General features: G+C 63.7%; 24 protein-coding genes. 15 read left to right on the top strand and 9 right to left on the bottom strand.

Annotated elements, in window-relative coordinates:
* Window positions 1-3 precede the first annotated feature (3 nt).
* Window positions 4-291: a translation initiation factor IF-1 gene (gene infA, locus AC0L3C_RS24375; protein ID WP_007599789.1), complete on the top strand. Its 288-nt coding sequence runs from the start codon at window positions 4-6 to the stop codon at window positions 289-291.
* 269 nt (window positions 292-560) lie between these two features.
* The gene (locus AC0L3C_RS24370) at window positions 561-773 is read left to right on the top strand and encodes a cold-shock protein (RefSeq protein ID WP_007599788.1); all 213 of its coding nucleotides are present in this window, start codon (window positions 561-563) and stop codon (window positions 771-773) included.
* A gap of 99 nt (window positions 774-872) precedes the next feature.
* Here the strand turns inward: AC0L3C_RS24370 and AC0L3C_RS24365 are convergent, their stop codons facing one another.
* From AC0L3C_RS24365 to AC0L3C_RS24350, 4 genes are all read right to left on the bottom strand, one after another.
* Entirely contained in the window at window positions 873-1,487 is a 615-nt protein-coding gene (locus AC0L3C_RS24365; RefSeq protein ID WP_473264569.1) for a TadE/TadG family type IV pilus assembly protein, read from the bottom strand.
* A gap of 23 nt (window positions 1,488-1,510) precedes the next feature.
* Window positions 1,511-2,083, bottom strand: a complete 573-nt coding sequence (locus tag AC0L3C_RS24360) for a TadE/TadG family type IV pilus assembly protein (RefSeq protein WP_473264568.1) — start codon at window positions 2,081-2,083, stop codon at window positions 1,511-1,513.
* Between the two features lie 289 nt (window positions 2,084-2,372).
* A complete protein-coding gene (locus AC0L3C_RS24355) occupies window positions 2,373-2,867 on the bottom strand; it encodes a pilus assembly protein N-terminal domain-containing protein (RefSeq protein WP_473264566.1) in 495 nt (164 codons plus the stop codon).
* Between the two features lie 153 nt (window positions 2,868-3,020).
* The gene (locus tag AC0L3C_RS24350) at window positions 3,021-3,848 is read right to left on the bottom strand and encodes a sterol desaturase family protein (protein WP_473264565.1); all 828 of its coding nucleotides are present in this window, start codon (window positions 3,846-3,848) and stop codon (window positions 3,021-3,023) included.
* Between the two features lie 258 nt (window positions 3,849-4,106).
* Between AC0L3C_RS24350 and AC0L3C_RS24345 the strand changes: the two genes are divergently transcribed.
* The 10 genes from AC0L3C_RS24345 to AC0L3C_RS24300 all read left to right on the top strand — a co-directional run bounded on the left by AC0L3C_RS24345 (window position 4,107) and on the right by AC0L3C_RS24300 (window position 13,023).
* Window positions 4,107-4,271: a Flp family type IVb pilin gene (locus AC0L3C_RS24345; RefSeq protein WP_007599783.1), complete on the top strand. Its 165-nt coding sequence runs from the start codon at window positions 4,107-4,109 to the stop codon at window positions 4,269-4,271.
* A 67-nt stretch (window positions 4,272-4,338) separates the two neighbouring features.
* Window positions 4,339-4,485, top strand: coding sequence for a hypothetical protein (locus AC0L3C_RS24340; protein WP_473264564.1), 147 nt, complete (start codon window positions 4,339-4,341; stop codon window positions 4,483-4,485).
* Between the two features lie 116 nt (window positions 4,486-4,601).
* On the top strand, window positions 4,602-5,126 hold the full coding sequence (locus AC0L3C_RS24335; RefSeq protein ID WP_473264562.1) for an A24 family peptidase: 525 nt from the start codon (window positions 4,602-4,604) through the stop codon (window positions 5,124-5,126).
* Window positions 5,127-5,254: 128 nt separating this feature from the next.
* Complete coding sequence (gene cpaB, locus AC0L3C_RS24330; protein WP_473264561.1) at window positions 5,255-6,052, top strand: Flp pilus assembly protein CpaB; 798 nt, start codon at window positions 5,255-5,257, stop codon at window positions 6,050-6,052.
* Between the two features lie 11 nt (window positions 6,053-6,063).
* Window positions 6,064-7,539: a type II and III secretion system protein family protein gene (locus AC0L3C_RS24325; RefSeq protein WP_473264611.1), complete on the top strand. Its 1,476-nt coding sequence runs from the start codon at window positions 6,064-6,066 to the stop codon at window positions 7,537-7,539.
* 17 nt (window positions 7,540-7,556) lie between these two features.
* Window positions 7,557-8,294: a CpaD family pilus assembly protein gene (locus AC0L3C_RS24320; RefSeq protein WP_473264560.1), complete on the top strand. Its 738-nt coding sequence runs from the start codon at window positions 7,557-7,559 to the stop codon at window positions 8,292-8,294.
* Window positions 8,291-9,559: a CpaE/TadZ family protein gene (locus AC0L3C_RS24315; RefSeq protein WP_007605389.1), complete on the top strand. Its 1,269-nt coding sequence runs from the start codon at window positions 8,291-8,293 to the stop codon at window positions 9,557-9,559. Before AC0L3C_RS24320 ends, AC0L3C_RS24315 begins: the two co-directional genes overlap by 4 nt.
* Before the next feature lie 21 nt (window positions 9,560-9,580).
* The gene (locus AC0L3C_RS24310; RefSeq protein WP_473264559.1) at window positions 9,581-11,044 is read left to right on the top strand and encodes a CpaF family protein; all 1,464 of its coding nucleotides are present in this window, start codon (window positions 9,581-9,583) and stop codon (window positions 11,042-11,044) included.
* A gap of 16 nt (window positions 11,045-11,060) precedes the next feature.
* Window positions 11,061-12,038 (top strand): type II secretion system F family protein, encoded by a 978-nt coding sequence (locus tag AC0L3C_RS24305; protein ID WP_473409159.1) that lies wholly within the window; start codon window positions 11,061-11,063, stop codon window positions 12,036-12,038.
* Window positions 12,039-12,048: 10 nt separating this feature from the next.
* Window positions 12,049-13,023 (top strand): type II secretion system F family protein, encoded by a 975-nt coding sequence (locus tag AC0L3C_RS24300; RefSeq protein ID WP_473264558.1) that lies wholly within the window; start codon window positions 12,049-12,051, stop codon window positions 13,021-13,023.
* 60 nt (window positions 13,024-13,083) lie between these two features.
* Here the strand turns inward: AC0L3C_RS24300 and AC0L3C_RS24295 are convergent, their stop codons facing one another.
* Together AC0L3C_RS24295 and AC0L3C_RS24290 are read right to left on the bottom strand one after the other, a co-directional pair.
* Window positions 13,084-13,833: a tetratricopeptide repeat protein gene (locus tag AC0L3C_RS24295; RefSeq protein ID WP_473279474.1), complete on the bottom strand. Its 750-nt coding sequence runs from the start codon at window positions 13,831-13,833 to the stop codon at window positions 13,084-13,086.
* 201 nt (window positions 13,834-14,034) lie between these two features.
* The gene (locus AC0L3C_RS24290) at window positions 14,035-14,253 is read right to left on the bottom strand and encodes a hypothetical protein (protein ID WP_473409158.1); all 219 of its coding nucleotides are present in this window, start codon (window positions 14,251-14,253) and stop codon (window positions 14,035-14,037) included.
* Window positions 14,254-14,308: 55 nt separating this feature from the next.
* Here AC0L3C_RS24290 and AC0L3C_RS24285 point away from each other — a divergent pair, with 55 nt between their 5' ends.
* The gene (locus AC0L3C_RS24285) at window positions 14,309-14,503 is read left to right on the top strand and encodes a hypothetical protein (RefSeq protein WP_473409157.1); all 195 of its coding nucleotides are present in this window, start codon (window positions 14,309-14,311) and stop codon (window positions 14,501-14,503) included.
* A 331-nt stretch (window positions 14,504-14,834) separates the two neighbouring features.
* On the opposite strand, the gene AC0L3C_RS24280 is transcribed toward AC0L3C_RS24285, so the two are convergent.
* The 3 genes from AC0L3C_RS24280 to AC0L3C_RS24270 form a co-directional block, all read right to left on the bottom strand.
* Entirely contained in the window at window positions 14,835-15,020 is a 186-nt protein-coding gene (locus AC0L3C_RS24280; protein WP_473409156.1) for a hypothetical protein, read from the bottom strand.
* A complete protein-coding gene (locus AC0L3C_RS24275) occupies window positions 14,996-15,466 on the bottom strand; it encodes a metallophosphoesterase family protein (RefSeq protein WP_473409154.1) in 471 nt (156 codons plus the stop codon). Before AC0L3C_RS24275 ends, AC0L3C_RS24280 begins: the two co-directional genes overlap by 25 nt.
* A gap of 267 nt (window positions 15,467-15,733) precedes the next feature.
* Window positions 15,734-15,937 (bottom strand): hypothetical protein, encoded by a 204-nt coding sequence (locus AC0L3C_RS24270; RefSeq protein WP_018454690.1) that lies wholly within the window; start codon window positions 15,935-15,937, stop codon window positions 15,734-15,736.
* A gap of 194 nt (window positions 15,938-16,131) precedes the next feature.
* Between AC0L3C_RS24270 and AC0L3C_RS24265 the strand changes: the two genes are divergently transcribed.
* Both AC0L3C_RS24265 and AC0L3C_RS24260 read left to right on the top strand, forming a co-directional pair.
* Window positions 16,132-17,505, top strand: a complete 1,374-nt coding sequence (locus AC0L3C_RS24265; RefSeq protein ID WP_473409153.1) for a leucyl aminopeptidase family protein — start codon at window positions 16,132-16,134, stop codon at window positions 17,503-17,505.
* Window positions 17,498-18,352, top strand: coding sequence for a C40 family peptidase (locus tag AC0L3C_RS24260; protein ID WP_473409152.1), 855 nt, complete (start codon window positions 17,498-17,500; stop codon window positions 18,350-18,352). Before AC0L3C_RS24265 ends, AC0L3C_RS24260 begins: the two co-directional genes overlap by 8 nt.
* Window positions 18,353-18,358 lie beyond the last annotated feature (6 nt).

Here is an 18,358-nt window from a genome sequence, read left to right as displayed (position 1 = left end):
TTCATGGCTAAGGAAGAGCTGATCCAGTTCGAAGGACTGGTCACCGAAATCCTCCCCGACGCGCGCTACCGCGTGCAGCTCGACGCCGGACACGAGATCGTCGCCTACACCGCCGGCAAGATGAAGAAGAACCGCATCAAGACTCTGGCGGGCGACCGCGTGACGGTGGAGATGTCGCCCTATGACCTCGAAAAGGGCCGGCTGATTTTCCGCCACAAGGACGAACGTCCGAGCGGGATGGGCGGACCTCCGCGTCCCGGGCAGCGTGGCGGGCAGTTCCGCCGCCGCTAGTCGGGGCTCAGCGCGCGAGCGCAGACCCGAAATTCCGACCTGTATGCTGATCCGCCGTGAGCATCACGGCGGATCAAAAAATCGTGCACGTCAGCATTGTTTTGGGGGTCTGTTTCCAATAAAATGAATTAATCGATTTTCGGCCGGACGACATTAGCATCCACCGGTACAGCCGGTTCAGACACGCTGACGACCCTTCCAAAAATTCGATCTAACCTGTCCGCGCAAGCGGGCTCTGACATTGTGTTATCTGAGAAGGGACTACCCCCATGAGCATGGGAACCGTGAAGTGGTTTAACGCGACCAAAGGCTTCGGCTTCATCCAGCCCGACGATGGCGGCCAAGACGTGTTCGTTCACATCAGTGCTGTGGAGCGTGCAGGCCTCGGCACGCTGCGCGAAGGTCAGAAGATCTCGTACGAGATCGTGGCCGACCGCCGTTCCGGCAAGTCGGCAGCGGACAACCTTCGCTCCGCCGGCTGAGCCTACCGCTTACGGGCCCCGATCGGCTCGAGCGAACAAATAACAAAAAGGCCGGGCGCGATGCCCGGCCTTTTTCATCCCGCTATTTGCTCGCAGATCTCAACACGCTGCATTGTTGTAACGAACGCAGGTGACCTGGCGCGGCCGCGTGTAGGAGACATCGCTCAGCGTGATGCCCGACTTCAGGACGAACTTGACAGAAGGTGTGTACACGTAGCTCGCCTGGCTGAAAATGAGGTAGGTGGACGCGATCAAGAGCGTTGGCGGAATCATCGAGGTGACCGTGGTACCAGGTGTCAGAGTCGGAGGCGGAGCCGTCAGCGTGGCCTGCGTCGCCCCGTTCGCAATGGTGGCGGACTTGCTCCATTGAATCTTGGCGACTTTGCTTGAGTCGATTTGGATCTGAAGGACCGTGCCGTTCACGAGGGTAGCGTCGTACGGCATGATCATCGATATGCTTGCCGTGAACGTGTCCTGCATGGCAGGATCGTCGACCCCCGTCGACTGCGACGTCAAGTCGGACAGAGTCCGTGCAATCATTGTGACTTTGCGATTGATCGCGACGGCCGATGAAAACTCGACGGTCCCGAAGAACATCACCAGCATTAGCGGCACGATGACCGCGAACTCGGTCGCCGCAATCGCACGCCTGTCGGCGACGAAGTCGCGCACGGAGCTACGGGCATTCCTCCAGATATTCGCGATCGCCTGCATCTGTCCGCTCGGGTCCATCTGTCTCAGAAGGGTTCATTCTTGAAGGCCGCGGTCGCAATCAGCAGCCGCTTGTTGCCGCAGCCCATGTTGAAGCCAAGGCCAGTGACGAAGAGCGGCCACTGATAGAACAGCCGCACCACGACGACCTGGTTGGCGGCCCCGGCACTGTACTGCACGCCGGTTGGATTGAAGCTGCAGGAATTGCCATAATTGGTGAGGCTTAGCGCTCCGAACGAGTTTGTACTCACGACGTCGACGTAGAGCTTGCTGCAATCAAACAGAGCCGGGATCTGGCTGCAGACGTAAGCCTTGAACGTGGTTTGCGAGCAGGGTGTGCTGACGCCGGAGACCGCGCAGGCCGTTAGCGTGCCGCCTTGCGCCTGCCCGGTCAGCAGCACGCGCGCAGAATTCTGCGAGGCACTCTCGAGCACCTGGCTCGCCAAGAACATCAGCGCCGACTCGATGATGGCGAACAGCAACGCGAAGAACATCGGCGCGACGAGCGCGAACTCGACGGCTGCGGAGCCGCGGCGGCTGACGCGAAACCGACGCAGCATGGCGAGGAGCGTGAATCTCGTAGGTGCAGGCGAAGGCATCAAATTCCCCAGCAGCAGCAGCAATCATCTGCCATGTTCAATAGCGGAAACTGATTGTTTAAGTGTTTCAGGCGATCCGCACCCGGCGGCCCGGGCCGTTAAGGGCGGGTTAACCGCAAACGACCCAGGCCATGGCGGCGAGGACATGCAGACGAGGGCATGGAGACGAGGACACGGAGAGTGAGACTCGCGCGCGTGCGCCGGGTGGGGACGATCCTTGCCCCGCCAAACCCGCAAATCAAACTCGCTGGCTGGTCTTGGTCAGTTCGTCTTGGTCAGTTCGTCTTGGTCAATTCGTCTTGGCACCCGCACCGGCACTGCCGCTGGCCGAGCTGCTCAACGAACCGGCCTGGCTCATCGCGCTGTTGAAGTAGGTGTCGCTGTCGCCGAGCGTCACGCGGCGCTGGCAAAGCGGCGCGCAGCTATAGGACTCGCGCTCGATGCCGCGATAGACGGTAACGAGCCGATCGGTCGGACCTTCGACCTGGATCTGGCGGTCGACCAGGATCTCGCCGCCCCGGTCGAGCGCGATGAAATTAGTGGCGCCATAGCCCTTTCCCGTGACGACGATCATGCCGCCGGGCTGGAGCGTGACGTCGGCGATCAGGGGATTGCCGACCACGATAGTTGCCACCTTGCCAGGCAACCGCACCAGCTTGGCCTGGTCGACATTGACGGCGATGGTATCGGCGGACTCGGCAACGACGGCAGCCGGCGATGCCAGCACCGCGGCTGCAACCAGAAGACAGACGCGCGCATGACGGCGCAGCAATTGTTTACGCATACTCTTACCCCCGGGACGTCACAAACCGGCAGAAGCGATCAGATAACAGCCGAGCCGGTGCCCGACCCGGCTAACCTGCCCGCAATTCGTGAACGTTCCGCAAATTCGCCGACTATTGTTTGAACGGACTGGCGTTTCGCGGCCCTCGAGAACCTAGCGGCGGAACGGATAGGCAAGCTGCCCTCCGATTTCCTTCGGCATGGTGGCTTCATCCTTGCCGTAATCCTGCGGCAGTTGCCCCTCGGGCATGCGGAAAGTGCCGAACAGCAAGTCCCAGATCGGGAACGTGCCGGCAAAATTGGTGTCGCCGCCCTCTGCTAGCGCGGTGTGGTGCCAACGGTGGAACACCGGCGTCGCCAGCACATATTTGAACGGCCCGAAGGTCCAGTTCAGGTTGGCGTGCACGAAGGCCGAATGGAAGGTCGTGAACGGGGCGAGCCAGACCATGGCGTTCGGCGAAATGCCGGCCATCAGAAGCACGACGTCAACCGCGATGGTACCGAGCACGAGATTGACGGGATGGAAGCGGGCCGCAGAAATCCAGCTGATCTCCTCCGAGGAGTGATGGATCGCGTGGTACTTCCAGAACCCGCCGCCGTGGAACAGCCGGTGCAGCCAGTACAGCATGAAATCAGACAGCACCAGGAACAGCATGGCCTGGACCCAGAGCGGCAATAGCGCCAGCGGGCCGTGGCCATTGTCGTAGAAGGCGATGAGCCCGTCGGCATCATGGATGTTGAAGACGAAGCTCGCACCGACGATCAGAAGGCTGATCCGCATGACGCGTGCGAACACCGGAACGACAAACCAGTAGCAGATGTCCGTGACGATCTCTCGCTTGCGCCACCAGGGCACGCCGGGATTGCAGGCCCAGACATGCTCGAGCACGGTGAAGACCACCGCGAGCGCGAAGGTCGTGGGGATCACCTTCGCGATGGTCTCGCCGAGCATCAGGGCGATTTCCATGGGCAGGCTCGACATTGTCGCCTCTCTTGCGAATTGCTGGTCCCGCCTACGCGTACTCCCCCAAATTTAAGGGACGGTGAAGCCGGTGCTGAGCCTGCTGCACAACCGGAACCGGAACGAATTGCAGCTGGCTGCCTTAAGGCGAAATTCACTCTGGCCGGCGGCAAGCGGGTTTGCCCGATCGAATTAACTCTCCCGAAAGAGCTCGGATCTCATGGTCGTTGCGTCAAGCACACGCCGAACGAGGCGATCCCACCAGATGGAGTTTTGTTCATGAAGAACCTGATTGCGCGTTTCGCGAAAGATGAATCCGGCGCCACCGCCATCGAATACGGTCTGATCGCCGCCGGCATCGCGCTGGCCATCATCACCGTCGTCAACAATCTCGGCACCACGCTGAACGCCAAGTTCACCTCGATCAGCAGCTCGCTGAAGTAAGCCATCGACGAACGACGGCAAAAGCCCCGGGTCTCCGGGGCCTTTGTTTTTCAGACGGCGAGTTCCAGTGGCGTTCAGCAAGTACAGAACCGATGCCGCAGTCGCGGCAAACGCGGCGGAGGCCGCGCAGACCGGCTCGCCGGCTTACTGGGTCTGTCTGGCCCTGCTGCTTGCAACGGTCGCGCTCGCCGCACGCATCGCGTTCCTCTGGTGAGCACGCCTTCGGCTGGTTCCGCCCATCGGGACCGCTGCCGCCGTTTTCGGTTTGTTTAGCACTGCCGGCTAGAATCCGGCGACGCCAGCTCCGCGGCAAACCTCAAGACGCAGCCCATGATCCTCGACCTTGCGCGCCTTCTGCTCTTCCCGGCCCTGATGGCGTTTGCCGCCGCGAGCGATCTCTTCACGATGACAATCTCGAACCGCGTATCGCTGGCGCTGGTCGCCGGCTTTTTCGCGCTCGCTCTCGCCGGTGGCATGGCACCTTACGACATGCTGAGCCATGTCGGGGCCGGCGCGCTCGTCCTGGTCGTGGCCTTCTCCTGTTTTGCGATGGGCTGGGTTGGCGGCGGCGATGCCAAGGTAGCGGCCTCCGTCGCACTCTGGTTCGGGTTCCCACAGCTGATGAACTTCCTGCTCTACGCCTCGCTGATTGGCGGGGCGCTGACGCTGCTCCTGCTCCAGTTCCGGCAGTGGCCGCTGCCTTACGGGCTGGCCGGCCAGACCTGGCTGGCGCGACTGCACGCCAAGGAGAGCGGCATTCCCTACGGCATCGCGCTCGCACTGAGCGCGCTGATGGTCTACCCGGAGACCGAATGGGTGAAGGCGATCGATCTCGCTCACCTCGCATTGCGCTGAGCGCATCGGGGTCAACCCGGCGTTAAGGCGATTTAGATACGCCTCATTAACCATGCTTTGACGAATAGCTGGTCAACTGCCGATTACGGCGGCGTCAGCGTCGCGGCGTTTGTTGGAAAGTGAAGCGTATGAATAGGGCACGCATTGTCGTCCTGACGGTCGCCATCTGCGCCGGCGGTGTCGCCGCGTATCTGGCGAGCGGTTCGGACAATTCTGCACCGCCTCCGGCTCCAGTCGCGCAGCTTCCCACCGTCGACGTCCTGGTCGCCAAGAACGACATCGGCCTCGGCCAGACCGTCAAGCCGGAAGACGTGCAATGGCAGACTTGGCCGTCCGCGACCGCCAGCACCACCTTCATCCGCCGCAACGAGCGCCCCGAGGGGGTAACCCAGGTCACCGGCTCGATCGCACGATCCCCCTTCATCCAGGGTGAGCCGATCCGCGACCAGAAGCTGGTCAAGGCCGAAGGCTCCGGCTTCATGGCGGCAATCCTGCCCACCGGCATGCGGGCGATCTCGACCGAGATCTCGCCAGAAACCGGCGCAGGCGGCTTCATCCTCCCCAACGATCGCGTCGACGTGCTTCTGACGCGCCGTCTCAAGAACCCGGACCAGAGCAGCGGCGCTCCTGATGTCATCACGTCCGAGATCATCCTGGCCAATATCCGCGTCCTGGCCATCGACCAGGCTCCCAAGGAGAAGGACGGCCAGAACGCGGTGGTTGGCAAGACCGTCACCCTCGAGCTCAATCCCGCGCAGACTGCGACGCTCTCCTCCGCACGTCAGAGCGGCACGCTGTCGCTCGCGTTGCGCAGCATCGTCGACGTCAAGCTGAGCGAGATCACGCTCGATGATTCCACGCAGAAGCGCGATGGCATCTCGATCATTCGGTACGGTATCCCAAGCTCGACGGCGAAGGCACGATGAGGACTGTCGACATGAAATGCAGGGCGAATTTGGCGACGATGCGAACCCCTGTGGTCCGCGCCCTGTCGTTTTCGGCCGCCGTCGCGCTCGCGCTCAACCCGGTGCTGACCCCTGTGGTCGCCGCCGACTATCGCCCGGTGGCGCAGGCTGCGGCCGACGGTCAGATGAACGCGCGATTCCTCTCGCTCGGCATCGGCAAGTCGATCGTGATCGACCTTCCGCGCGACATCAAGGACGTGCTTGTCGCCGATCCTAAGATCGCCAATGCAGTCGTCCGCTCGGCGCAGCGCGCCTACATCATCGGCGCCTCGATCGGGCAGACCAACATCGTGTTCTTCGATTCCGCCGGCCAGCAGATCGCGGCCTATGACATCGCGGTCAAGCGCGACCTCAACGGCGTGCGGGCCGCGCTGAAACAGGTCCTGCCGAACTCGGACATCCAGATCGACGGGCTAGGCGACGGTATCATCTTGACCGGCTCGGCCGCGAATCCAGCCGAAGCCCAGCAGGCCAACGACCTCGCCGTGCGCCTCGCGGGCGGCCCCGAGAAGGTCGTGAACTCGATCGTGGTCCGCGGCCGCGACCAGGTCATGCTCAAGGTGACTGTCGCCGAAGTGCAGCGCAGCATCGTCAAGCAGCTCGGAATCGACCTCACCGCCAACCTCAGCTACGGCACCTCGGTCGTCAGCTTCAGCAACTCCAATCCGTTCACGGCTCTCGGCCACAACCTCGTCGACGGCAATAACCTGACCACGAAGTTCGGCGGGGCCCCGTCGGTGCAGGCCACGCTGCGTGCGATGGAGACCGCGGGCGTGATCCGAACGCTGGCCGAACCGAACCTGACCGCGATCTCCGGTGAATCGGCAACGTTCATCGCCGGCGGTGAATTCCCGGTGCCTGCGGGCTATGCGTGCGACCCCACCACGCACGTCTGTACCACCCAGATCAGCTTCAAGAAGTTCGGCATCTCGCTCAACTTCACCCCCGTCGTTCTCACCGAAGGCAAGATCAGCCTGCGGGTGATGACCGAGGTGTCCGAGCTCTCGAACGAAAACGCGATCACGCTGTCCCAGGCCGTGACCTCGACCTCGGTCAACTCGCTCACGGTGCCCTCGATCAAGACCCGCCGCGCAGAAACGTCGCTGGAAATTCCCTCAGGCGGCGCGATGGCGATGGCCGGCCTGATCCAGCAGCAGACCAAGCAGGCGGTCAGCGGACTGCCGGGTCTGATGCAGCTCCCAGTCCTCGGCACGCTGTTCCGTAGCCGCGACTTCGTCAACAACGCGAGCGAGCTGGTCGTGATCGTGACGCCCTACATCGTTCGCGCAGTTGCACAAAAGGATCTGTCGCGGCCGGATGATGGCTTCTCCGCGCCCGCGGATCCGCAGGCCGAGCTGCTCGGCAACATCAACCGCATCTACGGCGTGCCCGGCCGGACCGAACCGACCAAGAACTACCGCGGCACCTACGGCTTCATCACCGACTGAGGCGGAACGGGGACTTCATGAAGATCACTAGACCACCCCAGATTCGCAGACGCGCCATCCACCTCGGCGGCGCGCTCGTCGGCATGGCGCTCGCCCTTGGCGGTTGCCAGCACGACGAAGCGGTCACGGCCTCCATTCCCGACGACTACAAGCAGCGCCATCCGATCGCGATCGAGGAGCAGAATCGCTCCATCGTCGTCTTCGTCGGCCACGCCCGCGGCGGCTTGACCGCGGCCCAGCGCGCCGACGTGATGGGCGTCGCGTCGGCCTGGATGCACGAAGGCACCGGCGCGATCCGGATCGACGTACCGTCCGGCACGCCCAACGCGCGTCCGGTCGCGGACACCATGCGCGAAATCCAGGCAATGCTGTCGGCGGCGGGCGTTCCGCCGCGCGGTATCAGCGCCCGCTCTTACCAACCGGAAGACAAGCGATTCCTGCCGCCGATCCGGCTCACCTATTCCAAGATCGCCGCGGTCGCGGGTCCCTGCGGCCTGTGGCCGGAAGACATCGGCCCTTCGATGAAGAACAAGAGCTGGTTCGAGAACAAGGACTATTACAATTACGGCTGCGCTTATCAGCGCAACCTTGCGGCGATGGTCGACAATCCGTCGGATCTCGAGCAGCCGCGGCCCGAAACGCCGTCCTACACGCCGCGGCGCACCGCCGCGTTCGAGAAGTATCGCAAGGGAATGCCGACGGCGGTCGCCTATCCTGAGGCCGACAGGGCCAAACTCAGCGACACCGGCAAATGATCAGCTACGCTCGCCAGCCCCAAGAAGAACAGTCCGAGGCATCGCTCCCGCCGGTCGAGGAGCATATTGCGCCTGCGCCCCGCGTTTCCGTCCAGGCTTTCTGCGAGACCGTGGAAACGGCGGCCGCCGTGCAGTCGGCCGGCGAAGATCGCCGTCTCGGCAAGGCCCATCTGAAGATCCAGATGGGCGGTATGGCGGCTGCGGTGGAAGCCTACCGCTCGGCACCCACGCCGAACGTGATCGTGCTCGAAAGCGACGGCCGCAACGACCTCCTGGGCGGGCTCGACCATCTCGCGACCGTCTGCGACGCCGGCACCCGCGTGGTCGTGATCGGCCGCATCAACGACGTCATGCTCTACCGCGAGCTGGTGCGCCGCGGCGTCAGCGACTACGTGCTCGCGCCGGTCGGCGCGATCGACGTCGTGCGCTCGATCTGCAACCTGTTCTCGGCGCCGGAAGCCAAGGCCGTCGGCCGTATCATCGCCGTGGTCGGCGCCAAGGGCGGCGTCGGCGCGTCAACCATTTCCCACAACGTCGCCTGGGCGATCGCCCGCGATCTCGCGATGGACGCGGTCGTCGCCGACCTCGACCTCGCCTTCGGCACTGCCGGGCTCGACTATAACCAGGATCCGCCGCAGGGTATTGCCGATGCCGTGTTCTCGCCCGATCGCGTCGATACCGCCTTCATCGACCGCCTGCTGTCGAAATGCACCGACCACCTCAGCCTGCTGGCGGCGCCGGCGACGCTCGACCGGGTCTATGATTTCGGCGCCGACGCCTTCGATGCCGTGTTCGACACGCTGCGCTCCACCATGCCTTGCATCGTGCTCGACGTTCCGCACCAATGGTCGGGCTGGACCAAACGCGCCCTGATCGGAGCGGACGACATCCTGATCGTGGCGGCGCCCGACCTCGCCAATTTGCGCAACACCAAGAACATGTTCGATCTCCTGAAGGCCGCGCGCCCCAACGACCGGCCGCCGCTCTACTGCCTGAACCAGGTCGGCGTGCCGAAACGGCCCGAAATCGCCGCGGCGGAGTTCGCCAAGGCGATCGAGAGCCAGCCGGTCGTCTCGATCCCGTTCGAGCCGCAGATCTTCGGCTCGGCGGCCAATAACGGCCAGATGATCGCGGAGATCTCGGCCAACCATAAGTCGATCGAGATGTTCCTTCAGATCGCCCAGCGCCTGACCGGCCGCAGCGAAACGAAGAAGCAAAAGTCGTCTCTGCTTTCACCCCTGATTGACAAGTTGCGGGGAAAATAGGTCGCCGCATGGAGTTTTTAAGTGTTCGGTAAGCGTAGCGGAACAGACGCCGACACCCGGGCCCCGAAGCCCGGTGCCGTGTCGCCAGAGCCTGCCCAGGCTCCGGCGCCCGCCGTGTCGCGCGTGCCGCCGCCGCCGGCAGTCTCCTCGCCGCCGCTCGCCCCGGCGAGGCCTGCGCCGACCATGGAAGCCCGCCGCTCGGACAATTATTACGAGGTCAAGGCGACCATCTTCGGCGCGCTGATCGAGGCCATCGATCTCGCCCAGCTCGCCAAGCTCGATTCGGAGTCCGCGCGCGAGGAAATCCGGGACATCGTCAACGAGATCATCGCGATCAAGAACATCGTGATGTCGATCGCCGAGCAGGAAGAGCTGCTCGACGACATCTGCAACGACGTCCTCGGCTACGGTCCGCTGGAGCCGCTGTTGTCGCGCGACGATATTGCCGACATCATGGTCAACGGCGCCGACACCGTCTATATCGAGGTTGCCGGCAAGATCCAACGCACCGGTATCCGCTTCCGCGACAATCAGCAGCTCCTCAACATCTGCCAGCGTATCGTCAGCCAGGTCGGCCGACGCGTCGACGAATCCTCGCCGATCTGCGACGCGCGCCTGGCCGACGGCTCCCGCGTCAACGCCATCGTGCCGCCGCTGTCGATCGACGGCCCCACGCTCACGATCCGCAAGTTCAAGAAGGACAAGCTGACGCTCGATCAGCTCGTCAAGTTCGGCGCAATCTCGCCGGAGGGCGCGGAAATCCTCCAGATCATCGGCCGCGTTCGCTGCAACGTGCTGATCTCCGGTGGTACCGGCTCGGGCAAGACCACGTTGCTCAACTGCCTGACCAACTACATCGAACACGACGAGCGCGTCATCACCTGCGAAGACGCCGCCGAACTCCAGCTCCAGCAGCCGCACGTGGTGCGACTGGAAACCCGCCCGCCCAACATCGAGGGCGAGGGCCAGGTCACCATGCGCGAGCTGGTGCGCAACTGCCTGCGTATGCGTCCCGAGCGCATCATCGTCGGCGAAGTCCGCGGACCCGAGGCGTTCGACCTGCTCCAGGCCATGAATACCGGCCATGACGGGTCGATGGGCACGCTGCACGCCAACAATCCCCGCGAGGCGCTATCGCGCTGCGAATCCATGATCACGATGGGCGGCTTCTCCCTGCCTTCACGCACCATCCGCGAGATGATCTGCGCCTCGATCGACGTCATCGTCCAGGCCGCACGCCTGCGCGACGGTTCACGCCGCATCACCCACATCACCGAAGTGATGGGCATGGAAGGCGACACCATTATCACCCAGGACGTCTTCCTCTACGACATGGTCGGCGAGGACGCCAACGGCAAGATCATCGGCCGGCACCGGTCGACCGGAATCGGCCGCCCGAAATTCTGGGAACGCGCCCGCTATTACGGCGAAGAGAAGCGCCTTGCCGCGGCGCTAGACGCCGCGGAAGTGGCGCCCCCGACGTGAGCAGGTCAGCGCAGCCATGAACATGCAAGTCCTTGCCCTCGCCTTCCTTGCCACCGCCACCGTCGGCGGCCTCGCCTGGGTCTTCCTTTATCCAATGCTGTCCGGGGAACGGAAGGCCGAGAGCCGCCGCGCCTCGATCTCGCGGGCCGAGGCGCCCACGGCCCGCGCGGCCGAGAAGACGCAGCGCTCGCGGCGCGAGCAGGTCGAAACCTCGCTCAAGGATCTCGAGGCGCGGCGCCAGCAGGAGAAGAGCGTACCGCTCAGTGTTCGCCTGTCGCAGGCCGGCCTCGACTGGACGCCGCAGAAATTCTGGATCGTGTCCGCCGTCGTGGCGGGCGTGCTGTTTGCAGTCGCCTTGTTCGTCGGCGGTGGCCTGCTCGGTGCCGCCGGCTTCGCCTTTGCCGGCGGCTTGGGTCTGCCCCGCTGGGCGCTCGGGTTCCTGAAGAAGCGCCGCGAGGCCAAATTCCTGAAGGCGCTGCCCGACGCTGTCGACGTGATCGTCCGCGGCATCAAGGCGGGCCTGCCGCTGTTCGAATCGATCAAGGTCGTCGCCGCCGACGCGCCAGAGCCGCTGCGCTCCGAATTTCTGTCCATCATCGAGACGCAGGCGATCGGCATGCCGCTCGGCGAGGCCTGCACGCGACTCTACGATCGCATGCCGCTGCCCGAGGCCAATTTCTTCGGCATCGTCATCTCGATCCAGCAGAAATCGGGCGGCAACCTCTCCGAAGCGCTCGGTAACCTCTCCAAAGTGCTGCGCGACCGCAAGAAGATGAAAGAGAAGATCCAGGCGATGTCGATGGAAGCCAAGGCCTCGGCCGGCATCATCGGCTCGCTGCCGCCGATCGTGATGTTCCTCGTCTACCTCACGACGCCGGGATACATCTCGATGCTTTGGACTCATCCCACCGGCCAGCTCATGCTGGTCGGCTGCGTCGTCTGGATGTCGATCGGCATCATGGTGATGAAGAAGATGATCAATTTCGACTTCTGATGGTGCCTCAATGGTAGAGTTCCTCGTTGCGAAACTTCACGACGTCCACTTCATGACGATGCTGCTGGCGGCCATTGCCGCCAGTGCCACCGTTTATACACTGGTGATGCCGCTGTTCGCCGGCGAAGGCCTTTCCAAGCGCATGAAGGCGGTGGCGAACGAACGTGAGCGCATTCGGCAGCGCGAGCGCGAGCGCCTCCACAAGAGTGAAAAAGTCTCGCTGCGTCAGACGCCGAAGCAGCTCGTCTCGAAGGTCGTCGATGACTTCAACCTGACCAAATGGCTCGCGCAGGAAGCTGCGCGGGACAAGCTCATCATGGCGGGCTATCGAGGCCAGGCGCCCTACATCACCTTCCTGTTTGCCCGCCTGGTTGCCCCGATCGTGCTGTTCGTCGGTTCGGTCGTCTACGTGTTCCTGATCGCGCATATGCAGCAGTCGATGCCGATCAAGATCGGCATCTGCGTCGGTGCGGCCTATCTCGGACTTCAGGCCCCTATGCTGTTCCTCAGGAACGCGATCTCCAAGCGCCAACTCTCGATCAAGCGCGCCTTTCCCGATGCGCTCGACCTGCTCCTGATCTGCATCGAATCCGGCATGTCAGTCGAAATGGCGTTCCGGAAGGTCGCGGTCGAAATCGTGAGCCAGTCGATCGCGCTGTCCGAGGAGTTCACCCTGACCACGGCCGAGCTGTCCTATTTGCAGGATCGCAAGGTCGCCTACGAGAACCTCGCGCGGCGCACCGGACTCGAGGGCGTCAAGTCGGTATGTCTCGCGCTCCAGCAGGCGGAGCGTTACGGCACCCCGCTCGGCCACTCCTTGCGGGTGATGGCGCAGGAAAACCGCGACATGCGCATGAACGAAGCCGAGAAGAAGGCAGCTGCACTGCCGCCGAAGCTGACGGTACCGATGATCCTGTTCTTCCTGCCGGTGCTGTTCGTCGTCATTCTCGGACCGACCGGCATCAAGGTCACCGAGATGCAATGACATTAGCCGTGGACCGCATACGGTCCGCGGCTACCCTCAAGATTGGAAGATCACGTCTGATCAGTCGGACTGGCCGAGCGAGGCGACCGGGGTCCGCTTCGGCGCACCCCGCCTGACGTCGCTGCGGGTCAGCATTTCCTTGAGATAGGCGACATTGGCCGCAGCCTGGTCGGGCGGTAGGTCCGCCTTCACGATGGTCTCGGCTTCGGCGAAGCGGCCCTGGAGACCGACGACCAGACCGAGATTCTGCCGCACCCGCGCGCTTGCGTGCGGCGAGGCATAGGCTTGCCGCAGCGCGTCTTCGGCCTTCGGCAGATCTCTCGACAACATGTAGGACAGGCCGAGATTGGAGAGCACGCCGGGATCGCCAGGCGCGATCTTGAGGGCACTCGCATAATAGGAGCGCGCTTCCTCGTGACGGCCCATCTGATCGAGCGCGGTACCCTGCACCGAGAGCAGGCGCCAATCCGGGTTATCGGGCGAATGCGCCTTCGACAGCACGTCGAAGGCTTGCTGGAAATTGCCGTTGTCGGAGAGCGCGCGGCCGTATTGGGCCATCAGCGCCTTGTTGCCGGGATTGGCGATGGTCGCCTGCTCGAGCACGGCGGCGGCTTGGGCGCGCTGGCCGTTGGCGCGTAGCGCTTGGCCGTAGGCGAGCGCCGCGTCGGCGTCCTTGGGATTGGCACGATAGCGCTCGCCATAGACTTCGGCAGCCCGCGCGGGATCGGTGGGAGCGGCTTCCGCCCGCGGCCCGACCGAGCCGGTAACGTCGGAGAGTTTCGACATCGCCGTGCAGCCGCCGAGGCCCATGGCCACCGCCGCCACCAGCGACGTGGACGCAAGAAGCCGTCCAAGGCTGAGCCTTCCAAGGCTGAGCCGTCCAAGACTGAACCGTTCACGACTGAACCGTTGACGCATGACGCTATGACTCTCGAGCCGATTGATCGAGCCGAACGCGCCAGCAATAGACTGTTAACCCTAACGGCCGGTTAATGCTCCCGACCCGCGCCGTCACTGCGGCGTCCGCGGCGGCATCTCGCCGCCGAGACCCGGATCGAGGCCGAGCGTCTTCGCCTGCTCGTTGAGGTCCCGCAGCAATTGCAGTCGTTGCCGCGTCTCGATCTCGACATCGATGCCCGGGCGCACGACCCTCGGCAATTCGCGCAGAAGATCGTCCCGATTGACCAGACGCCTCGCGCGGAGCTCGTCGAGCTGAAACTCGTCGTGCATATCTCGAGAACTTGCTTTCGAGATCCTCCCAGGCGTGAGAGGTCGCGAGATAGACGTGGAGCAAATCGGCCCAGTCCACCTCGCCATCGGCATAGAAGGCGCCGCGCAGCAGGAGCCGGCGGGCGAATGCCGCGACCTGATCCCGTTTCAGCGTCGTGCATACGTCGATCTCGATGCCCGACTGGATGGCCGGATCTCGGGAAAGATCCCGCCCGGCCGGCAGCCCGACGACGCCGTGCGGCAGGTTTGAATCGAGCGGCCTGAAGACACCATCCTTGCGCGGACGTGAGTAGCGGGCGATCGCGAAGCGAAACTCGGTGCGGCCGCCATGGGACATCAGGTGGGACATCGGCCCGAAAATGGATGACGTTGAAGCCGGCGTCGTCACCGGCCTGCCCGGTCGATGACGGACAGGACAAGACGTAGATCGTGCGCCAGAATGCTTCATCGCTCTCGCTCGACGTGGCGCGCGGGTCGGGAATCGAATAGCGCGTCAGCCCTTCGACATGTCGGTGTCCGTGCAGAACCAGATCGACGTTGAGCGATGTCGCCGCTTCGAGGAAGGTCGCGGGCGCGGCGAGCTACATCAGCGGCTCGTCGGGTACGCCGAGAAACCGGTTTCCTTCTCCGGTCGCCTGCGGCAGTGGATGATGGTGCAGCGCCAGAACGCGCACGAGGTTTTCCGCCGGTTCGGCATAATCGGCGCGGCCGCCCGACCCGAGGCTGCCCGCGAGTTCGACGCTCAGCCGCGCGGAATCCGAAACCATGGCGCTATAGGCGCTCTGGTCGACGTTGCCGCTCGCGAGCGTCGTGAGGCTCGCGCGGTCGAATCCAGCAGCACCAGATCGAGGCCGGCCTGACGGTAGTAGACGCTCTTCGAGGTCTGCGGCAAATGCAGGTAATCATAGACGTCGTGGCGGCCTGCACGCTGGCTCGGTCGCTTGACGTCGTGATTGCCGGCAATTGCCTGGATGTCGGTGAACAGCCCAGTCTGCCGGAAGGACGCAATGACGGCGAGCGCTTCCTCGAGCGCAGGCGGCGTCGGGTCGTCCACGATATCGCCGGTGATCAGCAGGATGCGATCGGGAATGCCCGCGAAGTCCGCCATCCTCTCGCGAATTGCGGCATTGAGCGTCTCGATCGTCGCAAGCAGCCGACCCGACCCGTCCAGATGCAGGTCGGAAATCCGTACGATGACGAACGATCTATCCATTTTGCGTCGCTTATTTGCGAATGCCGCGCCGCGCAAACGATGAGAGAAATGCCTTCGACGATAAGGTTCAGTCCGGTATCAGCCCGCGACGAGATGAGCTGGGGTAAGAATAGACTCTCGGCACGTGCAGAACCGCACGACACAATCTAAAATATTGGCCAATAATGCCACAACCGCAACGCTAGAAAAGCCCTGCGGCTGCTCGCGTGAACGGCAGCTCTCAGCATGAGATACGGAGCCTTCCCGATGATGGTTTCGCTCACCCGATCAATATTCGATGGCGAGCCGCTTGCGGATTTCGTCAATGCGCTTGTCTAAAGCATCGAACCGCGCGTGAACGGAGCGGTCGTGGAGATAGAAGACGTAACCACCGGCAAGGAACGCGAATATCCAATGATGATGCTCGACATAGCCAAAAATCGCCTCCACCGCCTGGCCGATGAATGTGACCACGCTCCACACAAATTCCATTGCATTTCCTCCCAGCCGGCTTTGTCGTCGGAGGTCTTCGCACCGACGGCCGTTGCCGGAACCTAGCATAGCCCCTTTGCTGCGAGTAGCGGATCACTGAACGATGGCAGCAAAGCGGATTGCAGCGGCGGCAAAACTCTGCGAAATCTCGTCCGTTCGTATGACCCGCTCGATCTGACGATCCGGACCCGCCAATGCCTTCTGTCTTCGAGACGTCGACTACCGCCATTCCGATCACCTTCGTCACCAAGTCGAGCTGGGATCAGGTCGCCGGGCGGCTACCCGCGGTGCAACGCCAGTTCGCCACTGCGAGCGCCTTTACCGCAAAGCCGGGCGGCTATCTCGCGCTGCCCGCGCCCGATGGCGCGATCGCGCAAGTGCTGTTCGGACTCGAGGACGAGGGTGCAAGATCGCGCGACCTGTTCCGACCGGGCGCCCTGCCCGGCCTGCTGCCGCCGGGCATTTATCGCTTCGCCAATGCGCCGCACCATGCACGGCTCGCCGCACTCGCCTTCGCGCTCGGCAGCTACCGCTTCGCCCGGTACCGCAAGGCCGATCGCCCCGAGGTCCGGCTCGTGCCGCCGGACGGCGTCGACGCGACCGAGATCAACCGCATCGCGGACGCCGCGATGCTGGCGCGCGACCTCATCAACACGCCGGCCAACGACATGGGGCCGGAGGAGCTGGCCGCAACCGCGAAGGATCTCGCCGCCGAATTCGGCGCAAGCTTTGCCTGCACCATCGGTGACGACTTGAAGACGAATTTTCCGCTGATCCACGCCGTCGGGATGGCCTCGGACCGCGCGCCGCGGCTGATCGACATGGGCTGGGGCGACCCGGCTCATCCCAAGGTGACGCTGGTCGGAAAGGGCGTCTGCTTCGACACCGGTGGGCTCGACCTGAAGCCGTCGAGCGGCATGCTGATCATGAAGAAGGACATGGGAGGCGCCGCCAACGTGCTGGCGCTGGCGCGCATGGTGATGGATGCGAAGCTGAAGGTGCGGCTGCGTGTGCTGATACCGGCCGTGGAGAACGCGGTCGCGGGCAATGCCTTCCGCCCGCTCGACATCTTCACCTCGCGCAAGGGTATCACGGTCGAGATCGGCAATACGGACGCGGAGGGGCGGCTGGTGCTCGCCGACGCGCTGGCGCTTGCGGACGAGGAAAAGCCGGACCTGCTGATCGATCTCGGCACGTTGACCGGAGCGGCACGCGTCGCGCTGGGGCCGGATTTACCGCCGTTTTACACCAGTGATGAGACGCTTGCCGACGACGTCGCACGATGCGCGGTGAGCGAGAACGATCCGTTGTGGCGCATGCCGCTGTGGCCGCCTTACGATGCGTGGCTGGACTCCAAGACGGCCACCATCACCAACGCACCATCCGGCGGCTTTGCCGGCTCGATCATCTGCGCGCTGTTCCTGCAACGCTTCGTCGAGCACGCCAGGAGCTGGCTGCATGTCGACATCTACGGCTGGACGCCGTCGGCGAAGCCCGCACGCCCCGAGGGCGGCGAGTGCCAGGCCGCGCGCGCGATCTACACATTGCTGAGCGAGCGCTATGCGTGATCCGGGACTCGATTCGAGGCTGACACCGGCGCGCGGCGACCTTGCCGCAAAGTATCTCGAAGGCAAGGTGCAGGCGGATCGCTTCGTCACGGGCGAGGAATTCGAGATAATCGAGGCGATCGCGCCCGTGCGCGAACAGCCGTCGCCGAATGCGATGCTGATGACGCAAGCGTTCTGCGGCGAGCGCGTCACGATCTACGACCGCAACGGCGAAGGCTGGGCGTGGGGTCAGCTCTCCCTTGACGGCTATGTCGGCTGGCTGCCGGATGCAGCGCTGATGAAGCCCGCGGCCGCGCCGACCCACATGGTCAGTGCGCTACGAACCTTTGCCTTCCCCGGTCCCTCGATCAAGCTGCCGCCGGCGGACACGCTGGTGATGGGATCGAAGATCGCGGTTGCACGCGAGGACGGCAGCTTCGCCGTGACACGCGACGGACAATATCTGCCCAAGGCCCATCTCACCCCGCTTGATCATCGTGAGTCGGATTTCGTCGCAGTCGCCGAGCGTTTCGTCGGCACACCCTATCTCTGGGGTGGCAAGAGCAGCCTCGGCGTCGATTGCTCCGGCCTCGTCCAGGTCTCGCTGACATCAGCGGGCATCGGCTGCCCGCGCGACAGCGACATGCAGCAGGCCGGCCTCGGTCGCGCGCTGGAGCCGCATGAGCAGAGCAGCTTGCTGCGCGGCGATCTCATTTTCTGGAAGGGGCATGTCGCCATCGTCCGCAATGGCAGCACCATGGTTCACGCCAATGCGCATCACATGGCGACGGTGGTCGAGCCGATCGAGCCGGCGATTGCACGGATTAAGCAAGCCGGCAGCGAGGTCACCGCGATCAAGCGGCTCTGACGGAGG

The sequence above is a fragment of the Bradyrhizobium sp. WSM4872 genome (genome assembly GCF_055811715.1).
The sequence above is the reverse complement of the archived record's forward strand: the minus strand, read 5'-3'. Positions and strand labels throughout refer to the sequence as shown.